This window comes from Quisquiliibacterium sp., assembly GCF_982640115.1.
Genome location: NZ_CEXFHW010000005.1, coordinates 1 through 26,488 on the forward strand (window position 1 = coordinate 1; position 26,488 = coordinate 26,488).

The 26,488-nt window shown below is 71.5% G+C and carries 19 protein-coding genes and 1 riboswitch; of the genes, 8 read left to right on the top strand and 11 right to left on the bottom strand.

The genetic code is table 11. The features are described from left to right. The 4 genes from AC2H6A_RS01130 to AC2H6A_RS01145 all read left to right on the top strand — a co-directional run. On the top strand, window positions 1-477 hold a 477-nt coding region (locus AC2H6A_RS01130), incomplete at its 5' end, for an aldolase/citrate lyase family protein (protein WP_484271286.1). A gap of 8 nt (window positions 478-485) precedes the next feature. Next, window positions 486-1,535: a FecCD family ABC transporter permease gene (locus tag AC2H6A_RS01135; protein WP_484271287.1), complete on the top strand. Its 1,050-nt coding sequence runs from the start codon at window positions 486-488 to the stop codon at window positions 1,533-1,535. 19 nt (window positions 1,536-1,554) lie between these two features. Beyond that, window positions 1,555-2,319 (top strand): ABC transporter ATP-binding protein, encoded by a 765-nt coding sequence (locus tag AC2H6A_RS01140; protein ID WP_484271288.1) that lies wholly within the window; start codon window positions 1,555-1,557, stop codon window positions 2,317-2,319. Between the two features lie 106 nt (window positions 2,320-2,425). After that, a complete protein-coding gene (locus tag AC2H6A_RS01145; RefSeq protein ID WP_484271289.1) occupies window positions 2,426-3,514 on the top strand; it encodes an LLM class flavin-dependent oxidoreductase in 1,089 nt (362 codons plus the stop codon). Window positions 3,515-3,547: 33 nt separating this feature from the next. Here the strand turns inward: AC2H6A_RS01145 and AC2H6A_RS01150 are convergent, their stop codons facing one another. Together AC2H6A_RS01150 and AC2H6A_RS01155 are read right to left on the bottom strand one after the other, a co-directional pair. Next, window positions 3,548-4,711: a glycosyltransferase gene (locus AC2H6A_RS01150; protein WP_484271290.1), complete on the bottom strand. Its 1,164-nt coding sequence runs from the start codon at window positions 4,709-4,711 to the stop codon at window positions 3,548-3,550. A gap of 194 nt (window positions 4,712-4,905) precedes the next feature. Continuing rightward, on the bottom strand, window positions 4,906-5,760 hold the full coding sequence (locus AC2H6A_RS01155; RefSeq protein ID WP_484271291.1) for an enoyl-CoA hydratase/isomerase family protein: 855 nt from the start codon (window positions 5,758-5,760) through the stop codon (window positions 4,906-4,908). Window positions 5,761-5,873: 113 nt separating this feature from the next. Between AC2H6A_RS01155 and AC2H6A_RS01160 the strand changes: the two genes are divergently transcribed. Beyond that, window positions 5,874-6,524 carry a DsbA family protein gene (locus AC2H6A_RS01160; protein WP_484271292.1) on the top strand — a complete coding sequence of 217 codons (651 nt, stop codon included), beginning with the start codon at window positions 5,874-5,876 and terminating at the stop codon, window positions 6,522-6,524. Window positions 6,525-6,606: 82 nt separating this feature from the next. Here the strand turns inward: AC2H6A_RS01160 and AC2H6A_RS01165 are convergent, their stop codons facing one another. The 3 genes from AC2H6A_RS01165 to AC2H6A_RS01175 all read right to left on the bottom strand — a co-directional run bounded on the left by AC2H6A_RS01165 (window position 6,607) and on the right by AC2H6A_RS01175 (window position 11,407). After that, on the bottom strand, window positions 6,607-9,141 hold the full coding sequence (locus AC2H6A_RS01165) for a branched-chain amino acid ABC transporter ATP-binding protein/permease (RefSeq protein WP_484271293.1): 2,535 nt from the start codon (window positions 9,139-9,141) through the stop codon (window positions 6,607-6,609). Window positions 9,142-9,148: 7 nt separating this feature from the next. After that, a complete protein-coding gene (locus AC2H6A_RS01170) occupies window positions 9,149-10,024 on the bottom strand; it encodes a branched-chain amino acid ABC transporter permease (protein ID WP_484271294.1) in 876 nt (291 codons plus the stop codon). A 108-nt stretch (window positions 10,025-10,132) separates the two neighbouring features. Next, window positions 10,133-11,407 carry an ABC transporter substrate-binding protein gene (locus AC2H6A_RS01175; RefSeq protein WP_484271295.1) on the bottom strand — a complete coding sequence of 425 codons (1,275 nt, stop codon included), beginning with the start codon at window positions 11,405-11,407 and terminating at the stop codon, window positions 10,133-10,135. Between the two features lie 160 nt (window positions 11,408-11,567). Here AC2H6A_RS01175 and AC2H6A_RS01180 point away from each other — a divergent pair, with 160 nt between their 5' ends. The 3 genes from AC2H6A_RS01180 to AC2H6A_RS01190 are packed head-to-tail and all read left to right on the top strand — an operon-like array spanning window position 11,568 to window position 14,563. Continuing rightward, a complete protein-coding gene (locus tag AC2H6A_RS01180) occupies window positions 11,568-12,266 on the top strand; it encodes a GntR family transcriptional regulator (RefSeq protein WP_484271296.1) in 699 nt (232 codons plus the stop codon). Between the two features lie 7 nt (window positions 12,267-12,273). Further along, window positions 12,274-13,338, top strand: a complete 1,065-nt coding sequence (locus AC2H6A_RS01185) for a calcium:cation antiporter (protein WP_484271297.1) — start codon at window positions 12,274-12,276, stop codon at window positions 13,336-13,338. Window positions 13,339-13,354: 16 nt separating this feature from the next. Then, window positions 13,355-14,563 carry a cytochrome P450 gene (locus AC2H6A_RS01190; RefSeq protein ID WP_484271298.1) on the top strand — a complete coding sequence of 403 codons (1,209 nt, stop codon included), beginning with the start codon at window positions 13,355-13,357 and terminating at the stop codon, window positions 14,561-14,563. Between the two features lie 47 nt (window positions 14,564-14,610). Here the strand turns inward: AC2H6A_RS01190 and AC2H6A_RS01195 are convergent, their stop codons facing one another. The 6 genes from AC2H6A_RS01195 to AC2H6A_RS01220 all read right to left on the bottom strand — a co-directional run bounded on the left by AC2H6A_RS01195 (window position 14,611) and on the right by AC2H6A_RS01220 (window position 26,416). Beyond that, window positions 14,611-15,594 (bottom strand): tripartite tricarboxylate transporter substrate binding protein, encoded by a 984-nt coding sequence (locus AC2H6A_RS01195; protein ID WP_484271299.1) that lies wholly within the window; start codon window positions 15,592-15,594, stop codon window positions 14,611-14,613. Window positions 15,595-15,654: 60 nt separating this feature from the next. Beyond that, window positions 15,655-18,057, bottom strand: a complete 2,403-nt coding sequence (locus AC2H6A_RS01200) for a S53 family peptidase (RefSeq protein ID WP_484271300.1) — start codon at window positions 18,055-18,057, stop codon at window positions 15,655-15,657. A gap of 86 nt (window positions 18,058-18,143) precedes the next feature. Further along, window positions 18,144-18,230: riboswitch (cyclic di-GMP riboswitch) on the bottom strand. A gap of 77 nt (window positions 18,231-18,307) precedes the next feature. Next, window positions 18,308-19,816, bottom strand: coding sequence for a 4-alpha-glucanotransferase (malQ, locus tag AC2H6A_RS01205; RefSeq protein ID WP_484271301.1), 1,509 nt, complete (start codon window positions 19,814-19,816; stop codon window positions 18,308-18,310). Further along, window positions 19,813-21,825 (bottom strand): glycogen debranching protein GlgX, encoded by a 2,013-nt coding sequence (gene glgX / locus AC2H6A_RS01210; protein ID WP_484271302.1) that lies wholly within the window; start codon window positions 21,823-21,825, stop codon window positions 19,813-19,815. The genes malQ and glgX overlap by 4 nt, the downstream gene beginning before the upstream one ends. Then, window positions 21,822-23,999, bottom strand: a complete 2,178-nt coding sequence (gene glgB / locus AC2H6A_RS01215; protein WP_484271303.1) for a 1,4-alpha-glucan branching protein GlgB — start codon at window positions 23,997-23,999, stop codon at window positions 21,822-21,824. The genes glgX and glgB overlap by 4 nt, the downstream gene beginning before the upstream one ends. After that, the gene (locus AC2H6A_RS01220) at window positions 23,996-26,416 is read right to left on the bottom strand and encodes a glycogen/starch/alpha-glucan phosphorylase (RefSeq protein WP_484271304.1); all 2,421 of its coding nucleotides are present in this window, start codon (window positions 26,414-26,416) and stop codon (window positions 23,996-23,998) included. The genes glgB and AC2H6A_RS01220 overlap by 4 nt, the downstream gene beginning before the upstream one ends. Between the last annotated feature and the right edge of the window lie 72 nt (window positions 26,417-26,488).

The window sequence follows — 26,488 nt, forward strand, 5'->3', positions numbered from 1 at the left end:
GCCGCGCAGGCGGCCGAACTGGTGTCCTTCACCCGCTACCCGCCGCGCGGCCGACGCGGCGCGGCCTTCGGCATGGCCCATGACGGCTACCGCGCCGGCAGCCCCTTGGAGAAGATGGCCGCCGCCGAGGCCCGCACCCTGGTGGTGGCCATGATCGAGACCGTGGAGGGTCTGGCCGAGGTCGACGCGATCGCCGCGGTGCCGGGGGTGGATGTGCTCTTCCTCGGGCACTTCGATCTCACCAACTTCATGGGCATTCCGGCGGCATTCACCGACCCCCGCTTCGAGCAGGCCCTGGCCGACATCGGCGCCGCGGCACGGCGCCACGGCAAGATCGCCGGCACCATGGCCGGTGACGCCGCCTGGGCGGCCCGGTTGCACGCCCACGGCTTCCGGCTCTTCGCCTGCGGCATCGATGTCCACCTTTACCAGCAGGCGCTGGCCGGCAGCATCCGGGCGGTGCGGGCGCTGGGCTGAAGACCGGGATGGCCTCACCCGCCGGGCCGCGCCAGCCCGCGCCCCTGCCCCGCTCGCGGGCGCCGGCGCTGCTGCTCGCCGGCGGGCTGATCCTGGCCGGGGTGCTGGCGGCACTGGCCGTGGGCCGCTATCCGGTGGCGCCCGCCGACCTGGTGCGGGCGATGTGGGCCGCGCTGGGCGGCGCTCCCGCCGGCCTGGACGACACCACCCGCACGGTGGTGCTCGGCATCCGCGGCCCAAGGATCCTGGCCGCGCTGCTGGTGGGCGCAGCCCTGTCGGCCGCGGGCTGCGCCTTCCAGGCGCTGTTCCGCAACCCGCTGGTCTCGCCCGACATCCTCGGCGCCTCGTCCGGGGCGGCGCTCGGCGCGATGCTGGCCATTCTGCTGGGCATCACCGACGCCGGCCTGCAGCTTGCCGCCTTCGCGGGCGCGCTGGCCGCGGTCACGCTGGTCTACCGGCTTGCCGGCGCCGCCAGGCAGGCCGATCCGCTGCTCGGACTGCTGCTGGTCGGCCTGGTGGTGGGCGCCCTTCTGGGCGCGGCCATCGGCCTGCTCAAGATCCTGGCCGATCCACGCGATCAGCTCCCGGCCATGACCTTCTGGCTGCTGGGCAGTCTGGCCGGCATCGGCTCCGCCGACCTGCCGGCACTGCTGCTCACCCTGCTGCCCGCCGGGGCGCTGCTGATCGCGCTGCGCTGGCGGCTGGATGCCCTCTCCCTGCCTGCCGATGAAGCTGCGGCGCTGGGCGTCCCGGTGGCGCGGCTGCGGCTGATGGTGGTGGCGGCCGCCACCCTGGCCACCGCCGCCAGCGTGGCGGTGGCCGGCATCGTCGGCTGGATCGGACTGGTGGTGCCGCACCTCGCGCGGGGGCTGGCCGGGCCCTCCTTCGCGCGCAGCCTGCCGCTGTCAATGTTCCTCGGCGGCGGCCTGCTGCTGCTGGTCGATACCCTGGCCCGCGGCCTCGGGCCGACCGAGCTGCCGCTGGGCGTGCTCACCGCGCTGATCGGCACCCCCTGCTTCCTGTGGCTGATCCGGCGCGCCGGGCGCTCGGCGCCCTGAGGCCCGGGATCGGACGGACATGCTCAGCGCCAGCCATCTGGTGATCGGCCATGCCGGCGCCGCACTGGGCGCGCCCTGCTCGGTGCGGCTCTCGGCCGGACGGGTCTGCGCCCTGCTCGGCCCCAATGGTGCCGGCAAGACCACCCTGATGCGCACCCTCCTCGGCCTGATCGCCCCGGTGGCCGGCGAGATCCTCATCGAGGGCCGGCCCCTGGCCGGGCTGGACGAGCGTGAACGCGCACGCCGGATGGCCTGGGTGCCGCAGCAGCAGGCCGGTGGCTTCGACTGGCCGGTGCGCGAACTGGTGCTGATGGGGCGCAGCGCCCACGGCGGTCTGCTCGCGGCCCCCAGCGCCCACGATCGCGCCGTGGTGGCGGCCGCGCTCGAGCGCCTGGGCATCGCGGCGCTCGCCGACCGACCGCTCTCGCGCCTGAGCGGCGGCGAGCGCCAGCTCTCGCTGATCGCGCGGGCGCTGGCCCAGCAGGCCCGACTGGTGATGCTCGACGAGCCCACCGCCAGCCTGGACTTCGGCAATCAGGGCCGGGTGATGCGCGAGGTGCGGCGGCTTGCCGATGCCGGCATGGCCGTGCTGTTCAGCACGCATGACCCGAACCTCGCGCTGCGCCACGCTGACGAAGCCTGGCTGCTGCAGGCCGGCCGGGTGTGCGAGCAGGGCGAGGCGGCCACGGTGCTCGATGCGCACCGGCTCTCGGGCCTGTACGGCGTGCCGGTGCGCGAACTGCCGCTGATGGGACCACCGGGGCGCCTCTTCCTCACCGACTGAACCACGCACGAAACGGCTCCGCGCGGATTTCGGCCTGATCCGCCTCGGCAAGTGCGGCACAGGGGCGCATCATGTCGGCCCGAGTCCGACGACACCCGGAGATCCGATGCGCACCCTGGAATTCGGCTGGTTCCTGCCCACCTCGGGCGACACCATCAGCTATGGCCGCAAGGACGGCCACCTGCCGCCCTCGATGGAGGCCTTCGAGCGCATCGCCCGGGCCGCCGAGGATGCCGGCTTCGAATACCTGCTGGTGCCGGTGTCCTCCACCTGCTGGGACGCCTACATCAGTTCGGCGATGGTGCTGGCGCGCACCGAGCGCATCCGCATGCTGGTGGCGGCGCGCCCGGGCTATGTGAACCCGGTGCTGCTCGCCCGCATGGTGGGCGCGATGGAGCAGCTCTCCGGCGGTGGTCGGGTGGCGGTCAACCTGATCGCCGGCCAGAGCGACACCGAGGCCCTGCAGGACGGCATCACCCTCGCCAAGGAGGACCGCTACGCGCACATGGACGAGGATGTGGTCATCATGAAGCGGCTCTGGAGCGATGGCTCGCCCTTCCACTTCGAGGGCCGGTTCACGCAACTGCAGGGCGCGCGCATCGCACCGCGGCCCACCCGCCCGCCGCGCTTCTATCTGGGTGGCGGCTCGCTCGAGGCCTGGGAGGTGTCGGCGAGGCACTCCGATGTGCACCTCTTCTGGGGCGACACCGTCGAGACCATCGCCGCCAACATGGTCACCATCCGCGAGATGGCGGCGCGCCACGGCCGCGCCCACGAGATCGGCTTCGGCATGCGGCTGCAGATCTGCTGCCGCGAGACCGAGGACGAGGCCTGGGCCGCGGCACATGCCCTGCTCGAGGGCGTCACCGAGTCGCAGACCGACTTCATCCGCCGCTACTACGGCAGTTCGGCCGCCAACCGGCGGGTGCAGCAGCTCGCCCAGGAGCACGGCGAGCTGATCGCACCCCACCTCTGGACCGGCATCACCCGGGTGCGCCCGGGCGCGGGCATCGTGGTGGTGGGCAATCCGCAGCAGTGCGCCGACACCCTGCAGCAGTTCATAGACATCGGCTGCCACTCCTTCTGCCTGTCGGGCTATCTGCACGACGAGGAGGCGGCGCGCTTCGCGCGCTGGGTGCGGCCCCTGCTCGCGCAGCGCAATCCCGGCCGCATGCCGCAGCTGGCCGCGGCCTGAGCGCCCGGGAAACCGCCACGCCGCGGCCCGCGCTCAGCCGGCGCGGGCCAGCGCCGCGCGCCGCGGCCGGCCCCAGGTGTAGACCGAGGTGACCGCGTAGTTCCACACCGCGCCCACCAGAATGCCGGCCACCGCGGCCAGCAGCCAACCCTGCTGGCGATCGAACAGGAAGGAGGCCAGCCCCAGGTTGGCCACCGCGCCCACCGAGCAGGCCAGCCCGAAGGAGGCCAGCCCGCCCAGCCAGCGCAGACCGGCCAGACGCCGGTCGCGATAGGTCACCAGGTTGTTGATGCTGAAGTTGAACACCATCGCAACCACCGTGGCCGCGAGCTGCGCCGACAGGAAGTCCACCCCCGCGCCGCGGTGCAGCGCCCCCAGCACCGTCAGATGCACGCCCACGCCCAGCCCGCCGATCAGGCAGAAGGCGATGAAGCGCACCGGCACCAGGTGGCCGATCAGCTTGTCGAGCAGCAGCATGCCGTAGTCCCAGGCCACCTGACCGTCGAGCTTGCTCTGCCCCGCGAGGCGGTCGCGAAAGGTGTAGGGCACCTCGGCAAAGCGCAGCGGCCGCGGGCTCGAGGCGAACAGGTCGACCAGGATCTTGAAGCCCATGCCCGAGAGGCCGCGCACGCAGCCCATGAATGCCTCGCGGGTGATCATGAAGAAGCCGCTCATCGGGTCCTTCAGCGTGGCCGGCACCACCAGCTGGCTCAGCCGGGTGGCGATCCGACTGATCAGCACACGGTGCGGCGCGAAGTCACCGAGCCCGCCGCCGGGCACATGCCGGCTGCCCACCACCACATCCAGCCCGCCCTGGCGCAGGGTGAGCAGCATGCGCGGCAGGATGCGCTCGTCGTGCTGCAGGTCGGCATCCATCACTGCCAGCACCGGCGCACTGCTGGCCAGCATGCCTTCGATGCAGGCCGAGGCCAGGCCGCGGCGGCCGATGCGCTGGATGCAGCGCACCCGCGGATCGGCCCGCCCGATCTGCCGGGCGAGTTCGGCGGTGCCATCGGGCGAGTCGTCATCGACGAACACCAGTTCCCAGGCCACCCCCGGCAGGCAGGCGGCCACCCGGCTGACGAGCTCGGCGATATTGTCGCGCTCGTTGAAGGTGGGGACGATGATCGACAGGTCGGGGCCGCCGCGCTCGGCGGCCGACAGCAGGAGCGAGGGAACAGGCTGCGGGGCATTCATCGGCGGCATCCGCGGGAGTGGCTGACCGCTCGGGTCGGTGAGCCACTGTCCCGCGGCCGCGATGGCCGCCGATTGAGCCGGCGCGCAGCCGGCGCGCCGCGAACGGGCGCGCAGCGCCGCGCATTGAGCCTGCTCCAGCCCGCGGGCGGCGCAGGCCCCGGACGCGCAGGCTCGCGCCTGCGGCGCGCGCGGCCTCAGCGGCCCTTGAAGACCGGCGCCCGCTTCTCGAGGAAGCTGGCCACGCCTTCCTTGTGGTCCTCGGTGCGGGCCAGCCGCCGGATGGTATCGATGGCCCAGCCGCCGATCTCGCGCGGATCACCGAAGGTGGTCTTCTGCAGGCCGCGCTTGAGCGCCTGCACCGCCAGCGGCGGGCTGGCAGCGATGCGCGTGGCCAGGGCACCGGCCGCGGCCATCAGCTCGGCATGCGGCACCACGCTGCCCACCAGGCCGATGCGCTGGGCCTCGGCCGCATCGATGATGTCGCCGGTGAACAGCAGCTCGGCCGCCTTCTCGGGGCCGACCAGCGCCGGCAGCCGGTAGAAGCCCCCCACATCGCAGGACAGGCCGCGACGCACGAACATCTCGGAGAACTTCGCCTGCACCGACGCGATGCGGAAGTCGGCGAACAGCGCGAGCTCGGTGCCCCAGCCGATCGCCGCGCCATTGACCGCGGCGATCACCGGCTTGCCGCACTCCAGCGCGGCGATCGCCGCCGGAGTGGGCGGGTTGTGGACGATGCCCGCGCCGCGATCGGCGATGCCGCCCGAGGGTGCGGCCATGATCTCGGCCACATCGTCACCCGAGCAGAAGGCCGGGTCGGCGCCGGTGACGATCACCACCCGCACCTGCGGGTCGGCATGCGCGTGTCGGAAGGACGACTCCAGCTCGTCGTAGGCCCGCCAGTTGAGCGCGTTGCGCCGCTGGGGCCGGTTCAGGGTGACGGTGAGGATGTGGCCGTCGAGGGTGTAGCCGGTGTGGATGAACTCGGCGGGGGCGATCAGGGTCTTGGGCGACAAGGCGGGCTCCAGGGTCCGGGGATGCGGGTTCATGCGATTGTCGGTGCGCGCGCCCGCGGCGGCGTGGGTGGCACGATCGGTTCGGAACGCGCCGCGCGATGGGCCGTGGCATGCTTGCCCGCCACCTTCTCGCCCCGGAGGCCGCCATGAGCGCCGAGCCCGCCGCCGCACCGCCACGCCTGCAGGTGCTGGCCTACACCGACTACAAGAGCCCTTACGCCTTCGTGGCCAGCGCGCCCACCAGGGCGCTGGCACTGAGCCATCCGGTCGACATCGTCTGGCGGCCCTACACGCTGCGCATCGCCGAGTACCTCGGCTCGGTGGAAGACCGCTCGGCCCACAACTGGCGACGGGTGCGCTACGCCTACATGGACGCCCGCCGGCTCGCCAATCGCCAGGGTCTCATCCTCAAGGGCCCGCGGCGCATCTACCACGGCGAGCTCGCCAGCCTGGGCATGCTCTTCGCGCAGCGCGAGGGCTTCTTCCCGGCCTATCACGACAGCACCTTCGAACGCTTCTGGCGCCACGACCTCGATATCGATGACATGGGCGCCATGCGCGAGCACCTGCGCGCGCTCGGCGGCGACCCCGACGCCTTCGAGCGCTACGCCACCGGCGAAGGCGCGCGCGAGCATCAGGCGCTGATCGCCGACGCCGAAGCCCGCGGCGTGTTCGGGGTGCCCACGCTGATCTTCCAGGACGAGATGTTCTGGGGCGGCGACCGCATCGATCTGCTGCGCCAGGCGATCGAGCAGGCCCTGCTCGCCCGCGCGCCCCGCGGCCCGCGCGGCGGCTGAGAGGCTCGCGGGCGACGCCCACCGGAGCGCCGAGCCCCGAGCCGGGTGTCAGGCTCAGAGCGCGGCGCCGCGCCGGCGGCGCTCAGAGCCAGAGGATGCGCTTGCGGTGCTCGAGATCGGTGAGCAGCGGTTCGGCCGGCCCCTGGTGGAAGACCGCGCCCCGCTCCAGCGCGAACACCCGGTCGGCCAGCGCCAGAACCAGATCGAGGTTGTGCTCGACGATGATGATCGAGACCTCGCTGCGCAACCGGTCGAAGACCGTGAACAGGTCCTGCACCACCGCCGGGGCCAGGCCCTCGAAGGGTTCGTCGAGCAGCAGCAGCTTCACATTGCCCGACAGTGCCCGGGCCACCGCCACCATCTGCTGCTCGCCGCCCGAAAGATAGTCGGCCGGCGTGTCCAGCCGTTCGCGCAACCGCGGAAAATACTCGAGGATCTTCGGCTCGTCCCAGACCACGCCGCCCACCTGCGCATCGCGCCGACGCAGCCGGCCCAGGGCAAGGTTGTCGCGCACCGACATGCCGGCAAAAAGCCCTCGGCCCTGCGGCACATACCCGATGCCCAGCCGCGCGATCTCGGGGGCCGACAGACCCGCGATCTCGGCGCCGTCCAGACGGACGCTGCCGCTGGCCGGCTTGACCAGGCCGATCAGGGTCTTCAGCAGGGTGGACTTGCCGGCGCCGTTGCGCCCGAGCAGGGCGACGATCTCGCCACGACGCACATCGAGCGTGGCGCGGTTCAGGATGTGGCTCTTGCCGTAGAAGGCATCCACCCCTTCGAAGCTGAGCAGCATCTCGCCTTCGGTGGAGGCATTGGCCACCCGGCCCGTGACCGGCGGCGTGCCGGTGCCGGTGTACACCTCCTGCACCCGGCGGTCAGCGCGCGCCTGCTCCGGGGTGCCGGCCATCAGCACCTCGCCCTGGTTCATGACCGTGACCTGCTGCGAGAAGCCGAGCACCCGGTCGATGTCGTGCTCGACGATCAGGACCGGCACGCCCTGGGCCACGGTGGTGATCAGCCGCGACACCCGTTCGCGCTCGGCGGCGGCCAGACCGGCGAGCGGCTCGTCCATGAGCAACACGCGGGGATGGCTGCCCAGCGCGATGCCCAGATCGACCAGCCGCTGCCCGCCGTAGGAGAGCGAGCCGGCCTCGGCCTTCTCGATGCCCAGCAGCCCCAGGAACTCGAGCAGCTGGCGGGTCTGCTCGTTGACCTCGGTGAAGGAGTCGACATCGCGCCAGCCGTTGAAGCGGCCCGGGTGCTGCGCCTGCACCGACAGGCGCAGGTTCTCCTCGATGCTCAGGCCCTTGAAGAGGTTGGTGATCTGGAAGGAGCGCGCCAGACCCATGCGGCAGATGGCATCCGGAGAGCGCCCCTGGATGGCCTGGCCATGCAGGCTGATGCTGCCCTTGTCGGGCGCGAACAGGCCCGAGACCAGGTTGAAGGCCGTGGTCTTGCCGGCGCCATTGGGGCCGATCAGGGCGTGGATCTCGCCGGCGCGCAGGGTGAGGCTGGCTTCGACCACCGCACGGATGCCACCGAACTGCCGGGCCACGCCCGCCACTTCGAGCACCGGCGTGCCGGCCGCGACCTGCTCGCGGCGCAGGAAGGCCGGCAGCGGCAGACCCTCGATGATGCGCCGGCCGCTCATCGCGGCATCTTCGATGGCCTCGGGACGCCAGCGACGGCGCAGCTGCGCCCAGGCGCCGATCAGACCCGAGGGCGAGAACAGGATGAAACCGACGAACAGCAGCCCGAAGTAGAGCAGCCAGTTGGACGTGAAGATCGAGAGGTACTCGCGGAACAGCACATAGAAGAGCGCCCCGATCGCCGGCCCGAGCAGGCTGCGCATGCCGCCGATCACCACCATGGCGAGCAGTTCGCCCGAGAACACCACCGAGGTGACCTCCGCCGAGGTGAAGCGGTGGTGGAAGGCGAGCAGCGCGCCGGCCATGCCGGTGAGCGTGGCCGAGACCACGAAGGCGAGCAGCTTGTAGCGGTTGGTGTCGTAGCCCTGGAAGGTGGCCCGCTGCTCGTTCTCTCGGATGGCCACCAGCGCGTGACCCACCGGCGAGCGCAGCAGCCGGTTGAGCAGGAACACCACCGTCAGGCCGATCGCACTGACCAGCACCAGGAACACCACCGAATCGTCGAGGTTCACCGGGCCGATGGCGGGCCGCACGATGCCCCCCAGACCCGACTCGCCGCCGGTGAGCGCGGTCCAGCGGAACGACACCGTGAAGGTGAGCGCCGACAGCGCGAGCGTGAGCAGCGAGAAGTAGACCCCGCGCCGGCGCAGGATGAGAAAGCCGAAGGCCGTGGCCAGCAGCGCGACGAAACCCACCGCGAACAGCAGCGGCACCACGAAGCTGCCCTTGAACCAGTTCAGCTGGGCCAGCGCGGCCGCATAGGCGCCGATGCCGAACCACGCGCCGTGACCGAAGGAGGTGAGCCCGGTGAAGCCGACCAGCAGGTTCAGGCCCATGGCGGCCATCGCGTAGATGACCAGGTCGGTGGACGAGGTGAGGGTCAGGCCGATGGCCTGCAGCAGGAAGGGCGCGATCAGCAGCGCCGCCGCCGCCTGCAGCAGCGGCCGATGGGAGGATGATGCGTTCATCGCGGTCTCAATCGAAGCGCTCGATGCGCTCGCCCAGCAGCCCGCGCGGGCGGAAGAGCAGCACGAGGATCATCAGCACGTACATGGAGGCCTCGCCGGCCGGCGGGAAGAAGTGGATGGTGATGCCGCGCACCACCCCCACCAGCACGGCGGCGAGCACCACGCCCCAGAAGCTGCCCAGTCCGCCGATCACCACCACCACGAAGGCCGCGGTCATGATCTCGGAGCCCATCGCCGGGTGCACGCCGGCGATGGGCGAGAACAGCACCCCGGCGAGCGCGGCCAGTCCGACGCCGATCACCACGATGCCGGTCATGTAGGGCTGCAGCCGGATGCCCAGGGCCGCCACCATGTCGGGCTTCTGAACGCCGGCGCGCACCACCAGACCGAAGGCGGTGCGGTTGAGCAGCAGCCAGATGGCGGCGAGCACGGCCACCACCACGCCCAGGATGATCAGCCGGTAGCGGGAGTAGAGGAACTCGCCCACGACGATGTTGCCGCGCAGCGCCGGCGGCATCGAGGCGGCCAGCGGCGCGGCCCCCCAGATCATGCGGATGAGCTGCTCGACCACCATCGACAGGCCGAAGGTGAGCAGCAGCCCGACAATGGGATCGGCGGTGTAGAAGCGCCGCAGCAGGTAGCGCTCGAACAGGATGCCCAGGAGGCCGACCAGCACCGGCGAGGCGATCAGCGCGCCGCCGAATCCGGCGAGCTTGGCGATCTCGACCGCGAAATACGCGCCCAGCGCATAGAAGGCGCCGTGGGCGAGATTCACGACGCCGCCCAGGCTGAAGATCATCGACAGGCCGAGCGCGATCAGCAGGTAGTACCCGCCAACCAGCAGCCCGTTGATCACCTGCTCCAGCAGAAAGATGGCAGCCATGGCTTGCACGCGAAGGCGTCCGCCGGCGCGGACGAGACGCAGCCGGCGCACGCGGCGCCGGCTGCTGCGGAATCAGGCGCCCGGACGCTCAGGCCCGGGCCGGCCCGCTCAGGCCATCTTGCAGTCGTTTTCCTCGCGGGTGGGGGCGAGGCTCTCGAGCTTGTTGCTGTCGCCCGGCAGCGGGGCGCTGAGCTGCATGAAGTCCCACTTGTTGGTCGCCCGGCCCTTGGGCTTGGGCGTCATGGTGTACATCTCCTGCATGAGCTGGTGGTCCCAGGCCCGGAAGTAGCCCTTGCGGCCCTTCAGGATGTCGAACTGGGGCTCCTTCTCGAGGTGGGCAATCAGCTTCTCGGCGTCGGTGGACTTGATCTCGTTCATCGACTGCACCAGCAGCTTGAGCGTGAAGTACTCGGCCGCGGCCTGGTCCTCGGGGGGCTTGCCGTGACGGGCAGTGAACGCCTGCACGAAGGCCCGCGCCGAGGGGCTGTTGACATCGGGATGCCAGCGCACCGGCCAGGTGCCGGCGAAGCTGTCGACACCGGCGGCCCAGGCCATGGCCGGCGCCATGTCGAAGCCCACCAGCGGGTACTGCAGACCGAACTCGGCGTACTGCTTGATGAAGTTGGCCACCTGCAGGCCGGCGAGGTTGGACACCACGACATCGGGCCGCGCCTGACGGATCTTGAGCAGGAAGGGGCTGAAGTCGGTGGCATCGGTGGCCACCAGCACATTCTCGACGAGATCGCCCTTGTTGGCGGTGAGGAAGCGCTTGCCCACGCGCAGCAGGTCATGACCGAAGGCGTAGTCGGCGGTGAGGCTGAACCAGCGCTTGCCCGAGACCATGTTGTTGCGCATGAGCGCGGTGGCCACCGCGTTCACGTACATGGTGTTGGCCGCCTCGACATGGAACATGTAGCGGTTGCAGCTCTTGCCGCGGATCTCGTCGGAGTTGCCGCCGGTGTTGACGAAGATCTTGCGGTTGCGGGCCGCCACCTGCGAGATGGCCATGCACGAGGCCGAGGAGATCTCGCCGAAGAGCAGGATGGCGCCGTCGCGCTCGAGCTGGCGCTGCGCCTTGCTGGAGGCGGTGGCCGGATTGACCGAGTCTTCGGAGAGCAGCTCGATCTCGCGTCCGAGCAGGCCGCCCGCCTTGTTGAGTTCCTCGACCGCCATCTTCACGCCGAGCACGGCGTACTCGCCCACCGTGCCCAGGAAGCCGGTCTGGGGCGTGAGGTGGCCGATGCGGATCTTGTCCGACTGGGCGTGGATGATCGCCGGGAAGCCGCCGATGGCGGCGGCGGCGCCGGCGGCCGCACCGGTGGTGATGATCTGGCGGCGGGTGGACGAGGCCTGCCCGGAACTGGCGGGTTGCTGGGGTTTCATTCGGGGTCTCCTGGGGTGGGCGGTGTGCGGGACACGCTCGGTGACGGCGTGTTCTTTTGATCTTTGATCAAGAATGGCATCATGGGAAAAACGCGTCAAGCCAAGCGCACCATCATCGCCGGCCGCTTTCGACGCATCGCGCACACCGCTTCGTTCCGACATGACCAGCCTGTCAGACCCGGCCCGCCCGCTCGCCCATGAATCGATGTCCCAGGGCGTGTACCGGCATCTGCGCGAGCGCCTGATCGCCGGGCAGTTCAGTCCCGGCGAGCGGCTCACGCTCGATGCGGTCGCCCGGGCGCTGGGCACCAGCCACATGCCGGTGCGCGAAGCCATCCGCCGGCTGGCGGCCGAGCGGGCGCTCGAGATCCTGCCCAACCGCGCGGTGCGTGTGCCGCAGATGAGCCGCAGCCGCTTCCAGGAGATGCTCGCCACCCGCACCCTGCTCGAGGGCAGCGCCGTGGCGCAGGCGGCGCGGCGCATGGACGCGGCGGCGCTCGCCGAGGCGCGGCGGCTGAGCAACGCCTTCGGCGCCGAGATCCGGCGCCGAAGGCCCGATATCCCCGAGCTCATCCGCATGAACAAGGCGCTGCACTTCACCATCTACGCGGGCTGCGGCAACCGGGTGCTGCTCGAACTCATCGAGGCGCTGTGGCTGCAGGTGGGGCCGGTGATCAACCTCGACCTGCGCAGCGGCTCGCGGCGCATCGCCGAGGCGCCCTCGGCCATCCACCATGAGCGCCTGGTATGCGCGCTCGAGCAGCGCGACGCGCGGGCCGCGCGCCGCGCCCTCGAAGACGACCTGGCCAGCGCGGCCGAGGTGATCCTCGCCGGTGACGGCCTGGCTGCCGACGCATAATGCCGGCATGATCGCCTTCATCCTTCTCCCTCTGGCCGGCCTCGGCGTGCTGGCCGGCGGCGTGCTGCTGCCCGGCAACGGCTGGGTGCTGCTCGCCTGCGTGCCCGCCCTGCTCGGCGCGGTGCTCGCCTCGGTCCACCATGCCGAGGTCATCGCCCACCGGGTGGGCGAGCCGCTGGGCACCCTGGTGCTCGCGCTGGCGGTCACGGTGATCGAAGCGGCGCTGGTGCTCTCGATCATGCTCGCCGGCGGCGCCAACAGCGCCGCCGTGCCGCGCGACACGGTCTACTCGGCGGTGATGATCATCTGCAACGGGGTCGTGGGGGTGTGCATCCTGGTAGGCGGCATCCGCCATCGCGAACAGAGCTTCCGCATCGAGGGCACCGGCTCGGGCCTGGCCGCGCTGGCGGCGCTCTCGGCGCTGGTGCTGATCATCCCCACCTTCACCACCAGCTCTCCCGGGGCCACCTACACCAATTCCCAGCTGGTCTTCGTCGCCCTGTCGTCACTGGCGCTGTGGGCGATCTTCGTGTTCATCCAGACCGTGCGCCACCGCGACTACTTCCTGCCCACCACCAGCCCCGACGACGAATCCGTGCATGCGCCGCCGCCCACCCTGGGCGCCACCTGGGCCAGTGCCGGCCTGCTGCTGCTGGCGCTGGTCGCCGTGGTGGGCCTGGCCAAGCTGCTCTCGCCCACGCTCGAGCGGATGGTGGCCCGCTGGGAGGCGCCGCAGGCGGTGGTCGGCATCCTCATCGCGATGATCGTGCTGCTGCCCGAGACCTGGGCCGCGCTGCGGGCCGCGCGGGCCGACCGCCTGCAGACCAGCCTGAACCTCGCCATCGGCTCGGCCATGGCCAGCATCGGGCTCACCGTGCCGGTGGTGGCCGCGGCCTCGGTGTGGCTGGGCCTGCCGCTCACCCTGGGCATCGAGAACAAGGACATCGCGCTGCTCACGCTCACCTTCGTGGTGGGCTCCATCACGCTGGCCACCGGCCGTACCAACATGCTGCAGGGCGCGATCCACCTGGTGATCTTCGCGGCCTTCCTGTTCCTCACGCTGGTGCCCTGAGCGCACGGCGCGCGCCATGCAGCCGCCCGACAACCTGCTCAGCCCCGAGGCGGTGACCGACCCCCACGGCTTCCTGCGCCGGCTGCGCGAGCACGACCCGGTGTTCTGGAGCCCGCGCCACAAGGTCTGGATCCTCACCGCGCACGCCGATGTCGGGCGCCTGCTGCTCGACCGCAGCCTGTCCACCGCGCAGGGCATCGGCAGCTTTCGCCAGCGCCTGGGCGCGCAGCATGCCGGTCTGCTGCATCACGCCATGAGCCTGCTCGATGGCTGGATGCTGTTTCGCGACCCACCCGAACACACCCGACTGCGCGATCCGGTGCGCCGCGCCTTCACGCCGGCCATGGTCGAACGCCTGGTGCCGCGCATCGAGCGCCATGTGGACACCCTGCTCGACGAACTGCCCGACCCCTGTGACCTGGTGGCCGACTTCGCCCAGCCGCTCACCGCGATGGTGATCTGTGACCTGCTCGGCGTCCCGCTGTCGGAGCGCGAGTTCCTTCGCCAATGGGCGCGCGATTTCGGCCGGCTGATCTACGGTGCCTCCTCGCGTGACGCGAGCTATCTCGATGCGGTGGCCAGCGCCGGCGACCGCTTCCACGCCCGCTTCAGCGCCTGCCTGGCGCGCAAGCGCGCCGAGCCCGATGACAGCGTGCTCAGCCACCTGCTTGGCGTGTCGCAGGCCGAGCAGTGGACCCAGGCCGAGATCCTGGGCGCCTGCTCCATGCTGCTGTTCGCCGGCCATGACACCACCTCGGCGCTGCTCGCCTCGGGCACGCGCGCGCTGCTGCGGCACCCTGATTCGCTGGCCGCCTTGCGCACCGATGCCGCACGCCTGCCAGCCGCGGTCGAGGAGCTCCTTCGCCACGACGGTCCGTCCAAGACCTTCATCCGGGTGCCTGCCGCGCCGATGCAGATCGGCGGCCACACGGTCGCGGCAGGCCAGCATCTCTGGCTGAGCATCCTGGGGGCCAACCAGGATCCGGCGGTGTTCGAGGCACCCGAGCGGCTGGACATCGCGCGCGACCCCAATCCGCATCTCGCGTTCGGCGCGGGCATCCACTTCTGCCTGGGCTCGGCGCTCGCCCGCGCCGAGGCCCGCGCCGCCTTCGGTGGGCTGCTGGAGCGCTTTGCGCGCCTGCGCTTCGCCGACGACCAGCCCCATCGCTGGAGCCCCACCCTGGTGGATCGCTCGCTGCTGGCGCTGCCGCTGCGGCTGCACTGAGCCACCACACCGGGCGGTCGGGGCGCCAGGACCGCGGGCGCGCCTGCTCAGTCCTCGCTCATCCCCGCGGCGCGGATGACCGCCGCCAACCGTGCGCGCTCGCCGCTCACGAACTCCGCAAAGGTCGCGCGCGTGCCACCCACCGGCTCGATGCCCAGGGGCAACAGCCGATCGGTGACCTCGCGGCTGGTCATGGCGGCGTCGATCGCGGCGGCCATCCGGTCGAGGATGGGCGCGGGCACGCCGGCCGGGGCGTGCACACCGGCCCAGTGGGCGATGCGCAGCTGCGAAAAGCCCTGCTCGATCGCGGTCGGCAGTTCGGGCGCCACCGCCATTCGCCGGGACCAGGTGGTGGCCAGGGCGCGGAACTTGCCGCCCTCCTTCAGATGCGGCAGGGCCACGATGCTTGCCTCCGAGGTGGCGGCCACATGGCCGCCGATCACCGCATTGGCGCCTTCGGCCCCGCTCTTGAAGGGCACCGGCATCAGCCGGGCACCGTGATGGGTGTTGAGCATCTCGGCGACAAAGTGCGGGGTGCTGCCGGTCCCGGCGGTGGCAAACGGCAGGCCGGGGCCCTGGCGGCTTGCCTCGACCAGTTCGGCGAGGCTGCGCCAGGGCGCGCCCCGCGCAACCACCAGCACCGAGGGCGCAAAGCCGATCATCGCCACCGGCACCAGATCGGTGTCGCGATAGGGATTGCTGCGCCGGATGAGCGGGTTGGTGATCACCCCGGCCGCGCTCACCAGGAAGGTGTAGCCATCGGGAGTGCTGCGCGCCACCGCGGCCGCGCCGACATTGCCGCCCGCGCCCGGCCGGTTCTCGATGATCACCGGCTGACGCAGCACCCGCGCCGCGCCCTCGGCGACCGCACGGGCCAGCAGGTCGTTGGCGCCCCCCGGCGCAAACGGCACCACCAGTTTCACCGCACGCTCCGGCCACGCCTGCGCACGCAGCGCGGCGGGCGCGGCCAGCGCGCCAGCGCACAGCGCCAGGAAGGCCCGACGGGGCCCACGAGTGTCGGAAGGGATCATGGTCGGCTCCGGGAACGGAGCACCGATGATCGCATCCGCCGTGCGCAACGCGGCGCGGCGCTACTTCGCGCTCACCGTCACCGGCACCGTGGCCTGCGCGCGCAGACCGGCCGAGTCAACGGCGGTCACGGTGAGCCGGTAGCTGCCGACCACCGGATTGGGCCAGTTCACCAGGATGCTGCTGCCATTGACCGAGAATCGCATGCCCAGCGGCACGCCGCCGATCGAGACATAGATCGCCGTGGCCGTGGCGTCGGTGATGGTGATCGTGCCGGTGAGCGTACGCCCTGACACACCGCTGATCGGCGCGGCGGTGATCACCGGGCCGGCCTGCACGATCTTCACCGTGTAGACGCCCTGGCCGCTCAGGTTGGTTCTGGTGTCACGGGCGGTGACGGTCACGGTGTAGGTGCCCAGCATCGGCGAGGCCCAGCTCACCACGCCCGCGGCGCTGATGCTCATGCCGCCAGGCGCCCCGCTCAGCGTGTAGGTGACCGGATTGCTGCCGGTCACGCTGGCCGCGAAGCTCAGGGGCACGCCCGGTCGGCCGTTGATGCTGGCCGGGTTCACGGTGGGCGGCACCGCCGCGGCGACAGTCACGGTGTACAGACCCTGACCGGTGAGCTGGGTGACGGTATCGCGGGCCGTGACCGTCACCGGATAGCTGCCCGCCACCGGCGTGGCCCAGGTGACCACGCCCGCCGCACTGATGCTCATGCCCGAGGGTGCGCCCGAGAGGGTGTAGCTGACCGGGTTGGCCGCCGAGACCGAGACGGTGAACGACAGGGCGGTGCCGGCGGTGCCGCTGATGCCCGCCGGGGTGACCACCGGCGCCTGTGGCGGCAAGGAGGAGCCGGCCAGAGCGCTGAGCAGCCCGGTGGCTCTGGGCGTGCCCAGGCCGGTGGGCACATCGTAGCCGGCCTTGGCGATGCAGGGTGCGCAGGTTCCGTTGCTGCCGGCAGTGATGTCGGCAAAGGCGCTGGCATACGCACCCGGCACGGCACCGATCTGCCCGTAGAGCACACTGTGCGGCGAGCCGATGGGCAGCCTGCCGGCCTGCGCCCGCACCGCATTGGCGATGGCCATCAGCCCAGCCCACTGCGGCGCCGCGATGCTGGTGCCGCCAGAGCTCATCCAGTTGACGGTGGTGCTGCCGGGCTTGATCACCGCCAGGTACTGACCGGTGGCCGGGTCGGCATTGAAGGCCACATCGGCGACCACGCGGCGCGTGGCCACATTCAGTCCCGGCACCGGCGCGCTCTGGTAGCTCGGCACCGCGGTGTACGCGCTGATGCCGCCGCCCGCGCCCGACCAGGCGGACTCGGTGCGGCTGCCCACGCCCACCGCGGTGAGCGAAGTGCCGCCCACCGCCACCACATTGGGCGACACCGAGGGCCACGCCACGGCGGCCCCGGAGTCGCCGGTGGCCGCCAGGTAGGTCATGCGCGGCGCGGTGAACACCGAATCGACCGAGGCGGTCCAGCTGCCCTCGATCGCACCGAAGCTCATCGAGACCACGCCGGGGCCCATGGCGTTGGCCAGCCGGATCGCGCCGACCAGGCTGCTCACCGAGGCGTTCGGTGCCTCGATCACCACGATGCGCGCCAGCGGCGCGGTGGCATGCGCCCACTGCACATCCAGCGCGATCTCGGTGGCCCAGCCGGCGTCGTAGGCCGGCGCCACGGTGGTCATCGCCCCGGCCGGGGTGCTGTAGACCACCGACAGATCACAGGCTCTGGCCGAGGGGCCGGGCAGGGGCAGACTGGCGTTGACCGCGATCGCGCGCGTGGTACAGGCAGGCAGCCCGAACTTCTGGTTGAAGGCAGCCAGCTCGGCGGCCACATTCGGGTTGTGGTACGCGTTGACGATGTAGATGGTCTGGCCTGCGCCCAGCTGTGCAGCCTGGGTGGCGCTCATCGTGGCCAGCGACGCAGGCAGGGCCGGCATGCCGTATGCCGCGCGGATCTGCGCCGGGGTGTAGGTGGCGATCACACCGCCGCCCGCCATCGGCGTGACATCCTTGGTGGCCACCGCGGGCCCGCTGTCGGCGCCCTTGCGCAGTTCCTCGATGTCCTGCACGGTGAGCCGGGCGGTGTCGGCAGCGCTCTTCAGTGCCGGCAGCCGATAGGTGTTGGGCGGCCTCGTGGCCGAGGCCTCGGCATTCTCGACATCGCTGTCATCCGGCGGCTCGAGCAGGGTCGGCGCGGCATGAAAGAGCGGGATGGCGGACTCCAGCGCCACGGCCTCGGGCAGGTCGGCCCCGCTGACCAGCAGCGTGGTGTCGGCGGTGGCGATCGCCGCCGGTGTCTGATCCGGATCGGGAACGACGCTGGTGCCGCCGGTGGACGGGCTGCCGCCCCCGCCGCCGCCGCAGGCGGCGAGCACCGCGGCGAACGCGAGCGCAGCCCGGCGGGCACGGTGCGGCCACGGTGAGGACAGGGGCGGGATGTTCACGGTGGGCATGGCCTGGTCGCTCCGATGAGGACCCGGGCCACGCATTCGCAGTGGGCGCTGCGGCCCGCCCGAGAGGGAGGATCGCGCGGCTCGCCACCGGCAGCCCCGCTGCCATGCCGCATCTGCGGGTCAGGCCGGTGGCTTTGCGTCCCCGCCTTTCGACGGGTTTGCCCAGGAAGTCGTCTGGTCAGGAATGTCCAGACCCACCGAGGATGCGGGCAAATCCCTCATCGCGTCGTGACTTTCCGCACAGGCTGGCTCAGCCACGCCCGTAGAGCGACACCATCTCGCGCAGCCGCCCGGCATGGCCTTCATGGACCTGAGCCCAGCTGAAGCGCCATGCCCAGCAGCCCTGCGCCTCGCCCGGGGTGTTCATGCGATGCCCGACGCCCAGGCCGAGCACATCCTGCATCGGCACGATGGCGGTGTCGGCCACGCTGGCCAGCGCCAGCCGGATCAGCTCCAGGTGCACATGGACATCGCCGGCGGCATCGTCGGCGGCTCGCCCGAGGTACCGGCGGACATGTCGGCGAACCGGCTCGGCCGCGCCAGCCCACCAGCCCAGGGTGGTGTCGTTGTCGTGGGTGCCGGTGTAGACCACGCTGTCGGGTTCGTGGTTGTGCGGCAGGTAGGCGTTGCCGGCGTCGCCGCCGAAGGCGAACTGCAGGATGCGCATGCCGGGGAGCGCGAATCGGTGACGCAGGGCTACCACGTCGTCGGTGATCACCCCCAGGTCCTCGGCGATCACCGGCAGCGGACCGAGCGCTGCACGGATCGCATCGAAGAGCGCCGCGCCCGGGCCCGGCATCCAGCGGCCGGCCACCGCGGTGGGCGCATCGGCCGGGATCTCCCAGTGCGCGGCAAAGCCGCGGAAGTGGTCGATGCGCACGATGTCGGCCTGCGCGAAGCAGCGGCGCACCCGGGCGATCCACCAGGCATGGCCCTGGGCGGCATGCGCCGGCCAGCGATAGAGCGGGTTGCCCCAGCGCTGACCGGTCTCGCTGAAGAAGTCGGGCGGCACACCGGCCACCACCCGTGGCCAGCCCCGCGCATCGAGATCGAACAGGGACTGGTGGGCCCAGACATCGGCGCTGTGCCAGGCGACGAAGATCGGCATGTCGCCCACCAGGCGCACACCGCGCTGCGCCGCGTAGGCGCGCAGCGCCGCCCACTGCCGGTCGAAGCACCATTGCGTGAAGGCCCAGAAGGCCACCCGATGGTGATGCTCGCGGGCGGCCTCGCGCAGCGCCGACGGCTCGCGCCGGACGAGCGGTGCGGGCCAGTCGGCCCAGGCGAGCATCGGCCGGGCATCGACCAGCGCCATGAACAGGGCGAAGTCATCCAGCCAGTCGGCCTGCTGCCGGCGCCAGGCTGCGAAGGCCTCGCGATCATGGGCGCTGGCCCGAGCCTCGAATCCGGCATGGGCCCGGGCGAGCTGCGCCATGCGCCAGGGCCCGACCACGGTGTGGTCGATCCGGTCATCGCGAAATCCAGACTGCGCCGCAAGTGCGTCCTCGGAGAGCCAGCCATGGCGGCGCAACTCCTCCAGGTCGATCAGCAGCGGGTTGCCGGCAAAGGCCGAGGCGCTCATGTAGGGCGAGTGCCCCGGCCCGATGCAGCCCAGCGGCAGCACCTGCCACAGCCGCTGGCCGGCGCTCACCAGCCAGTCGACGAAGTGATAGGCGGCCGGCCCCAGATCGCCGCTGCCGTGCGGTCCGGGCAGCGAGGTGGGGTGCAGCAGCACGCCGCTGGCGCGCGGCAGCCTCATGGCAGCTCCCGCAGCAGCAGCAGCGCATGACCGGGCACCGTCAGCATCGCCCGCGCCGGTGACTCATCGGCTGGCGCGCCATCGGCCTGGCTGCTGTCGAGCAGGCACTGCCAGCGGCCAGCCGGCAGGCGGAATGGCGCGAGCTCGGCATCACCGTTGACCAGCAGCAGCAGCGCGGCCTGATGGCCGTCGGGGCAGCGGCCGGGCGCGCCGATCAGCGCCGCCAGGCAGCGGCCATCGGGCAGGTGCCAGGCATCGCCGTGCAGCGGCTCGCCCTCGGCGGTGAGCCAGGCGAGATCGGCGCGGCCGCCATGGCCGGCCGTGCCGGTGTACCAGTGGTTGGCCAGCGGCAGATGCGCGCGACGCAGCGCGGCCACGCGGGCGACGAAGGCGATGAGGGTCTGGTCGGCCTGCGACCAGTCGATCCAGGTGGTGGCGTTGTCCTGGCAGTAGGGATTGTTGTTGCCGCCCTGGGTATGGCCGAGCTCGTCGCCGGCGGCCAGCATGGGTGTGCCCTGTGACAGCAGCACCGTGGCCAGCAGCGCACGGCGGGCGCGATCGCGCACCGCCGTCACCTCGGGCGGGGCCGGCTCGCCCTCGAGGCCGAAGTTGCAGCCCAGGTTGTCGACATGGCCGTCGCGGTTGTCCTCGCCATTGGCCTGATTGCGCCGGTGCTGCCAGGTGACGAGGTCGCGCAGCGTGAAGCCGTCGTGTGACACCACATAGTTGACGGAATCGGCGGGCAGCCGATGACGGCGGTGGAACAGGTCCGACGAGGCGCACAGCCGCTGCGCGAACTCACCTCGGGCCACATGACCGCGCAGCCACCAGCGGCGCATGGTGTCGCGAAAGCGGTCGTTCCACTCCAGCCAGCCATGCGGAAAGCCGCCGAGCTGGTAGCCGCCCGGGCCGACATCCCAGGGCTCGGCGATCAGGCGCACACCGGCGAGCACCGGGTCCTGAGCGATGGCGCGAAAGAACGGCGCCTGCGCATCGAAGCCGTGATCGCCACGGGCGAGCACGGTGGCGAGGTCGAAGCGGAAACCATCGACCTGCATCTCGCGCACCCAGTGGCGCAGGCAATCCATGACGAACTGCAGCACCCGCGGCTGGCGCAGGTCGAGCGTGTTGCCGCAGCCGGTGTCGTTGATGTAGCGGCCGGGCTGATCGTGCGGCACGCGGTACCAGGAGCGGTTGTCGAGCCCGCGCCAGCTCAGCGTGGGACCGGTCTCGTCGCCCTCCGCGGTGTGGTTGAAGACCACATCGAGGATCACCTCGATGCCGGCGCCGTGCAGCGCGCGCACCATCGCGCGGAACTCGTCGCGCACCGCGCGCCCGCCCTGCGCGGCGCTGGCGGCCAGGCGCGGATCAGGGCAGAAGAAGCCCAGGGTGTTGTAGCCCCAGTAGTTGACCAGGCCCAGGCGGGTGAGCCGGGCTTCGCTCAGGTGCTGCTGCACCGGCAGCAGGCTCACGGCGGTGACCCCCAGGCGCTGCAGGTGGGCGATCGCCGCCGGATGGGCCAGGCCGGCGAAGGTGCCGCGCAGCGGCTCGGGCACCTCGGGGTGCAGGCGGGTGAAGCCCTTGACATGCAGCTCGTAGAGCAGGAGATCGGCGCTGTCGTGCCAGGGCCTCAGATAGCCGCCGGGCTCGGCCTCGTCGGCCACCACGCGGGCCCGCGGTGCGCGCAGGCCATCGGGCTGCCCGACCAGCTCGCGCGCCCAGGGGTCGAGCAGCAGCTGGTCGGGATCGAAGCAGTGGCCGTCATCAGGACGCTGCGGGCCGTGGGCACGCAGGCCGTAGACCAGCCCCGGGCCCGCGTCCGGCAGATAGCCGTGAAAGACATCGCGGCTGTGCGCGGGCAACCGCTGCCGGCTGAGCTCATGCTCGCCGCTGTCGTCGAACAGGCACAGCTCGATGCGCTGGGCGTGGGCCGAGAACACCGCGACGTTCACGCCGCCGCCGTCCCAGTGCGCGCCCAGCGGCCAGGGCCGGCCCGGCAGCAGGCTCACGGCGCGTGCTCCAGGAACACCACGGCCAGCGGCGGCAGATCCATGGCCAGCGACCAGGCCCGGCCATGCGCGGGCTGCGCCTGCGCGGTGAGTACGCCCCAGGCAGCGCCGACATCGCTGCCGCCGTAGTGGCGGGAATCGGTGTTCAGCCGCTCGCGCCAGACACCGGGCGCCGGCACGCCGAGCCGGTAGCCGTGCCGCACCACCGGCGTGAAGTTGCACACCACCAGCACCGGCGGGCCCTCGCGGGCGCGGCGCAGGAAGGCGATCACCGAGGCCTGCGCGTCGGTGTGGTCGATCCACTCGAAGCCGGCCGGCTCGCAGTCGAGCTCATGCAGCGCGGGCAGCGTCCGGTGCAACCGGTTCAGGTCGCGAACCAGCTGCTGCACCCCGGCATGCGCCGGGTCGGCAAGCAGGCCCCAGTCGAGCTCGGCGTCGTGGTTCCACTCGCGCTCCTGGCCGAACTCGCAGCCCATGAACAGCAGCTTCTTGCCGGGGTGGCCGAACAGGAAGGCGAGGTAGGCGCGAAGATTGGCCAGGCGCTGCCAGCGATCACCCGGCATGCGGCCGAGCAGCGAGCCCTTGCCGTGCACCACCTCGTCATGCGAGATGGGCAGCACGAAGTTCTCGCTGAACGCGTACATCAGTCCGAAGGTGAGCTGGTGGTGGTGGTGCACGCGGTGCACGGGGTTGCGCCCGATGTAGGACAGCGTGTCGTTCATCCAGCCCATGTTCCACTTGTAGTGGAAGCCCAGTCCACCGAGATGCACCGGCCGCGAGACCCCCGGGAAGGCGGTGGACTCCTCGGCGATGGTCACCGCCTGCGGACGCTCGGCGCCGAGCACGGCATTCAGGCGCTTGAGGAAGTCGATCGCCTCGAGGTTCTCGCGGCCGCCCTGGGCATTGGGCAGCCACTCGCCCGGCGGCCGGCTGTAGTCGCGATAGAGCATCGAGGCCACCGCATCCACCCGCAGGCCGTCGGCGCCGAAGCGCTCGAGCCAGTGCAGGGCGTTGCCGATCAGGAAGTTGCGCACCTCGGTGCGGCCAAAGTTGTAGATCAGGGTGTGCCAGTCGCGGTGCACGCCCTCGCGCGGATCGGCATGCTCGTAGAGCCGGGTGCCGTCGAACTCGGCCAGGCCGTGGGCATCGGCCGGAAAGTGCCCGGGCACCCAGTCGAGCAGCACGCCCAGGCCGGCGGCATGGCTGCGGGCGATGAAGCGGCGCAGGCCGTCGGGATCGCCGAAGCGGGCGCTCGGCGCGAACAGGCCGGTGGGCTGATAGCCCCAGGAGCCGTCGAAGGGATGTTCGTTGACCGGCAGCAGCTCCAGGTGGGTGAAGCCCAGGTCGGCGGCATAGGGCACCAGCGTGTCGGCGAGCGCGTCCCAGTCCAGGAAGCCCGCGGGCTGGTCGGCCGGCCGCCGCCACGAGCCGACATGCACCTCGTAGATGCTCATCGGCGCGCCGCGGGCATTGGCCCGGCCTCGCGCCTCGTCGGGCGGCAGCCGCGGCGGCAGCACCGAGACCACGCTGGCGGTGGCCGGGCGCAGCTCGGCGCGCAGCGCGACCGGGTCGGCCTTGTGCGGCAGCACCCGGCCATCGGCGGCGCGGATCTCGTACTTGTAGCGCGCGCCCTCGCCGACATCGGGCAGGAAGATCTCCCACACGCCGCACTCGCGACGCAGCCGCATCGGGTGGCGCCGGCCGTCCCAGTGGTTGAAGTCGCCGACCACGCTCACCCGCGCGGCGTTGGGTGCCCAGACCGCGAAGCGCGTGCCCGGCCGGCCGCCGTGTTCGCAGGGCGCCGCGCCGAGCGCCTCGGCCGGCCGCAGATGCGTGCCCTCGGCAAGCAGCCAGGCATCGAGCTCGCCGAGCACCGGGCCGAAGCGGTAGGGATCGTCGATCAGCGCCGCGGGCGCGCCCGGCCAGTTCACCCGCAGCCGATAGCCGCCAGGCGGCAGCGCGGGCAGGCGGCCCTCGAAGACGCCGTCGGGATGCACGCAGAGCAGATCGGCCAGCGCCGGCGCGCCCGCCGCAGCGACGGCCCATACCGCCTGTGCGCCGGGAAGGAAGGCCCGCAGGCACCAGGCCCCCGCGCCATCCGGATGCGGCCCGAGCACGCCGAAGGGGTCGGCATGCCGGGCCTCGAGGAGGGCAGCGAGGTCTTCGGGGCTCACCGCAGCGGCTCGACCCGCCAGATGCGGCTGGCGTATTCGCGGATGCTGCGGTCCGAGGAGAACGCGCCCATGCCGGCGACATTGGCGATGGCTCGTGCGGTCCAGTCGGCAGGCCGACGGTAGAGCTGGTCGACGCGGGCCTGCGCCTGGAGGTAGTCGGCGAAATCGGCCAGCAGCAGATAGTGGTCGCCCCCCCAGAGCAGGGAATCGACCACGCCGCGGTGACGGCCCGGCTCCTCGGGTGAGAAGGCGCCGCCCGCGATCGCATCGAGCACCTGGCGCAGCGCCGGATTGCCCTCGTAGAGCCGCATCGGCTGGTAGCCCTGGGCGCGCAGCGCCTGGACCTCGGGCGTGCGCAGACCGAAGATGAAGATGTTCTCGTCGCCCACCCGTTCGCGGATCTCGATGTTGGCGCCGTCGTCGGTGCCGATGGTGAGCGCGCCGTTGAGCGCGAGCTTCATGTTGCCGGTGCCCGAGGCCTCGGTGCCCGCGGTGCTGATCTGCTGCGAGAGCTCGGCCCCGGGCATGATCACCTCGGCCAGCGACACGCCATAGTTGGGCAGGAAGGCTACCCGCAGCCGTCCGGCCACCCGCGGATCGGCATTGATCACCGAGGCCGCATCGTGGATCAGGCGGATGATGTTCTTGGCCATCGCGTACGAGGACGCAGCCTTGCCGGCGAAGATCACCGTGCGCGGCACCCAGTCGGCCGCCGGGTTGGCGAGGATGGCCTGGTAGCGGTGGACCACATGCAGCAGGTTGAGCAGCTGGCGCTTGTACTCGTGGATCCGCTTGACCTGCACATCGAAGAGGCTGTCCGGGTCGATCACCACGCCGGCCACGCGGGCCACCCGCTGCGCGAGACGCAGCTTGCAGGCGCGCTTGACCGCGGCGAAGTCCTCGCGGAAGGCGGCGTCACCCGCCAGCTCGCGCAGCTGCGCGAGGCGATCGAGGTCGAGCCGCCAGGCGGGGCTCAGGACGCGGTCGAGCAGCCCGCCCAGGCCAGGGTTGGCCTGGGCCAGCCAGCGCCGCGGCGTGACGCCGTTGGTGACATTGGTGAAGCGCTGCGGCCAGAGCGCGGCGAAGTCGGCGAAGATGGTGCGCACCAGCAGATCGGAGTGCAGGGCCGACACGCCATTGACCTGATGGCTGCCGACGATGCACAGGTGGGCCATGCGCACCCGGCGCTCGCCGGTCTCGTCGATCAGTGACAGCCGGGCCAGGAAGCCGACATCGCCCGGCCGCACGCGGGCGGCCATGTCGAGGAAGGCCTGATTGATGCGGAAGATGATCTCGAGGTGGCGCGGCAGCACATGCTGCACCAGGGATACCGGCCAGGTCTCCAGCGCCTCGGGCATCAGGGTGTGGTTGGTGTAGGAGAAGACCTCGCCGGCGATCGCCCAGGCCGCGTCCCAGTCCATGCCGTGCTCGTCGCAGAGCAGCCGCATCAGTTCGGGCACCGCCACCGCGGGATGGGTGTCGTTCAGGTGGATGGCGACATGGCGATGCAGGTTGGCGAGCGTGCCGTGCTCCTCCAGGTGGCGGGCGATGATGTCCTGCACCGAGGCGGCCACGAAGAAGTACTCCTGGCGCAGCCGCAGCTCGCGGCCGGCCGGGGTGCTGTCATTGGGGTACAGCACCCAGGAGATGTTCTCGTACTCGTTCTTGACCCCGGCGGCGCGGGCATAGTCGCCGGTATTGAAGGCATGCAGGTCGATGTGCTCGGGCGCCACGGCGCGCCACAGCCGCAGCGTGCTGACATGCTCGGTGCCGTGGCCCGGCACCACCATGTCGTAGGCCTTGGCGGCGACCTCGCCGGCCGCGCGCCACACCGGCCGGCCGCCCTGATGCTCGACCCAGCCGCCAAAGCGCACCGGGTAGCTCAGCCCGGCGCGCGGGAACTCCCAGGGCGTGCCGCTGGCCAGCCAGGGGTCGGGGTATTCCACCTGGCAGCCGTTCTGGATCTCCTGGGCGAACATGCCGTACTCGTAGCGGATGCCGTAGCCGAAGGACGGCAGGCCCAGCGTGGCCATCGAGTCGAGGAAGCACGCCGCCAGCCGGCCCAGGCCGCCATTGCCCAGCCCGGCATCGGGCTCATGGCTGGCCACCTCCTCGAGCCGCGCGGCATGCTGCACCAGACCCTCGGCCGCCGGCCCCTGCAGGTCGAGCGCGCCCAGGGCATTGGACAGGGTGCGGCCGATCAGGAACTCCATCGACAGGTAGTACACCCGCCGTGCGCGGCTGTCGCGCTCGCGGGCACGGGTGTTCACCCAGCGGCGCGAGAGCTGCTCGCGGGCCACCTGCGCGGTGGCCAGCATGAGGTCGATGGGGCCCGCCCGGCCGGGTGAAACCCCGACCGTCTTGATGAGGTGATCGTCGATGGCCTCGGCCAGGCCGGGCTGCTGCCGCTCAGTCACAGGTTTCTCCCACGGATGGTGCGTCACGCACCGCCGGCAGCGCGGCGGATCGCCACAATGCGGCAACGCCAC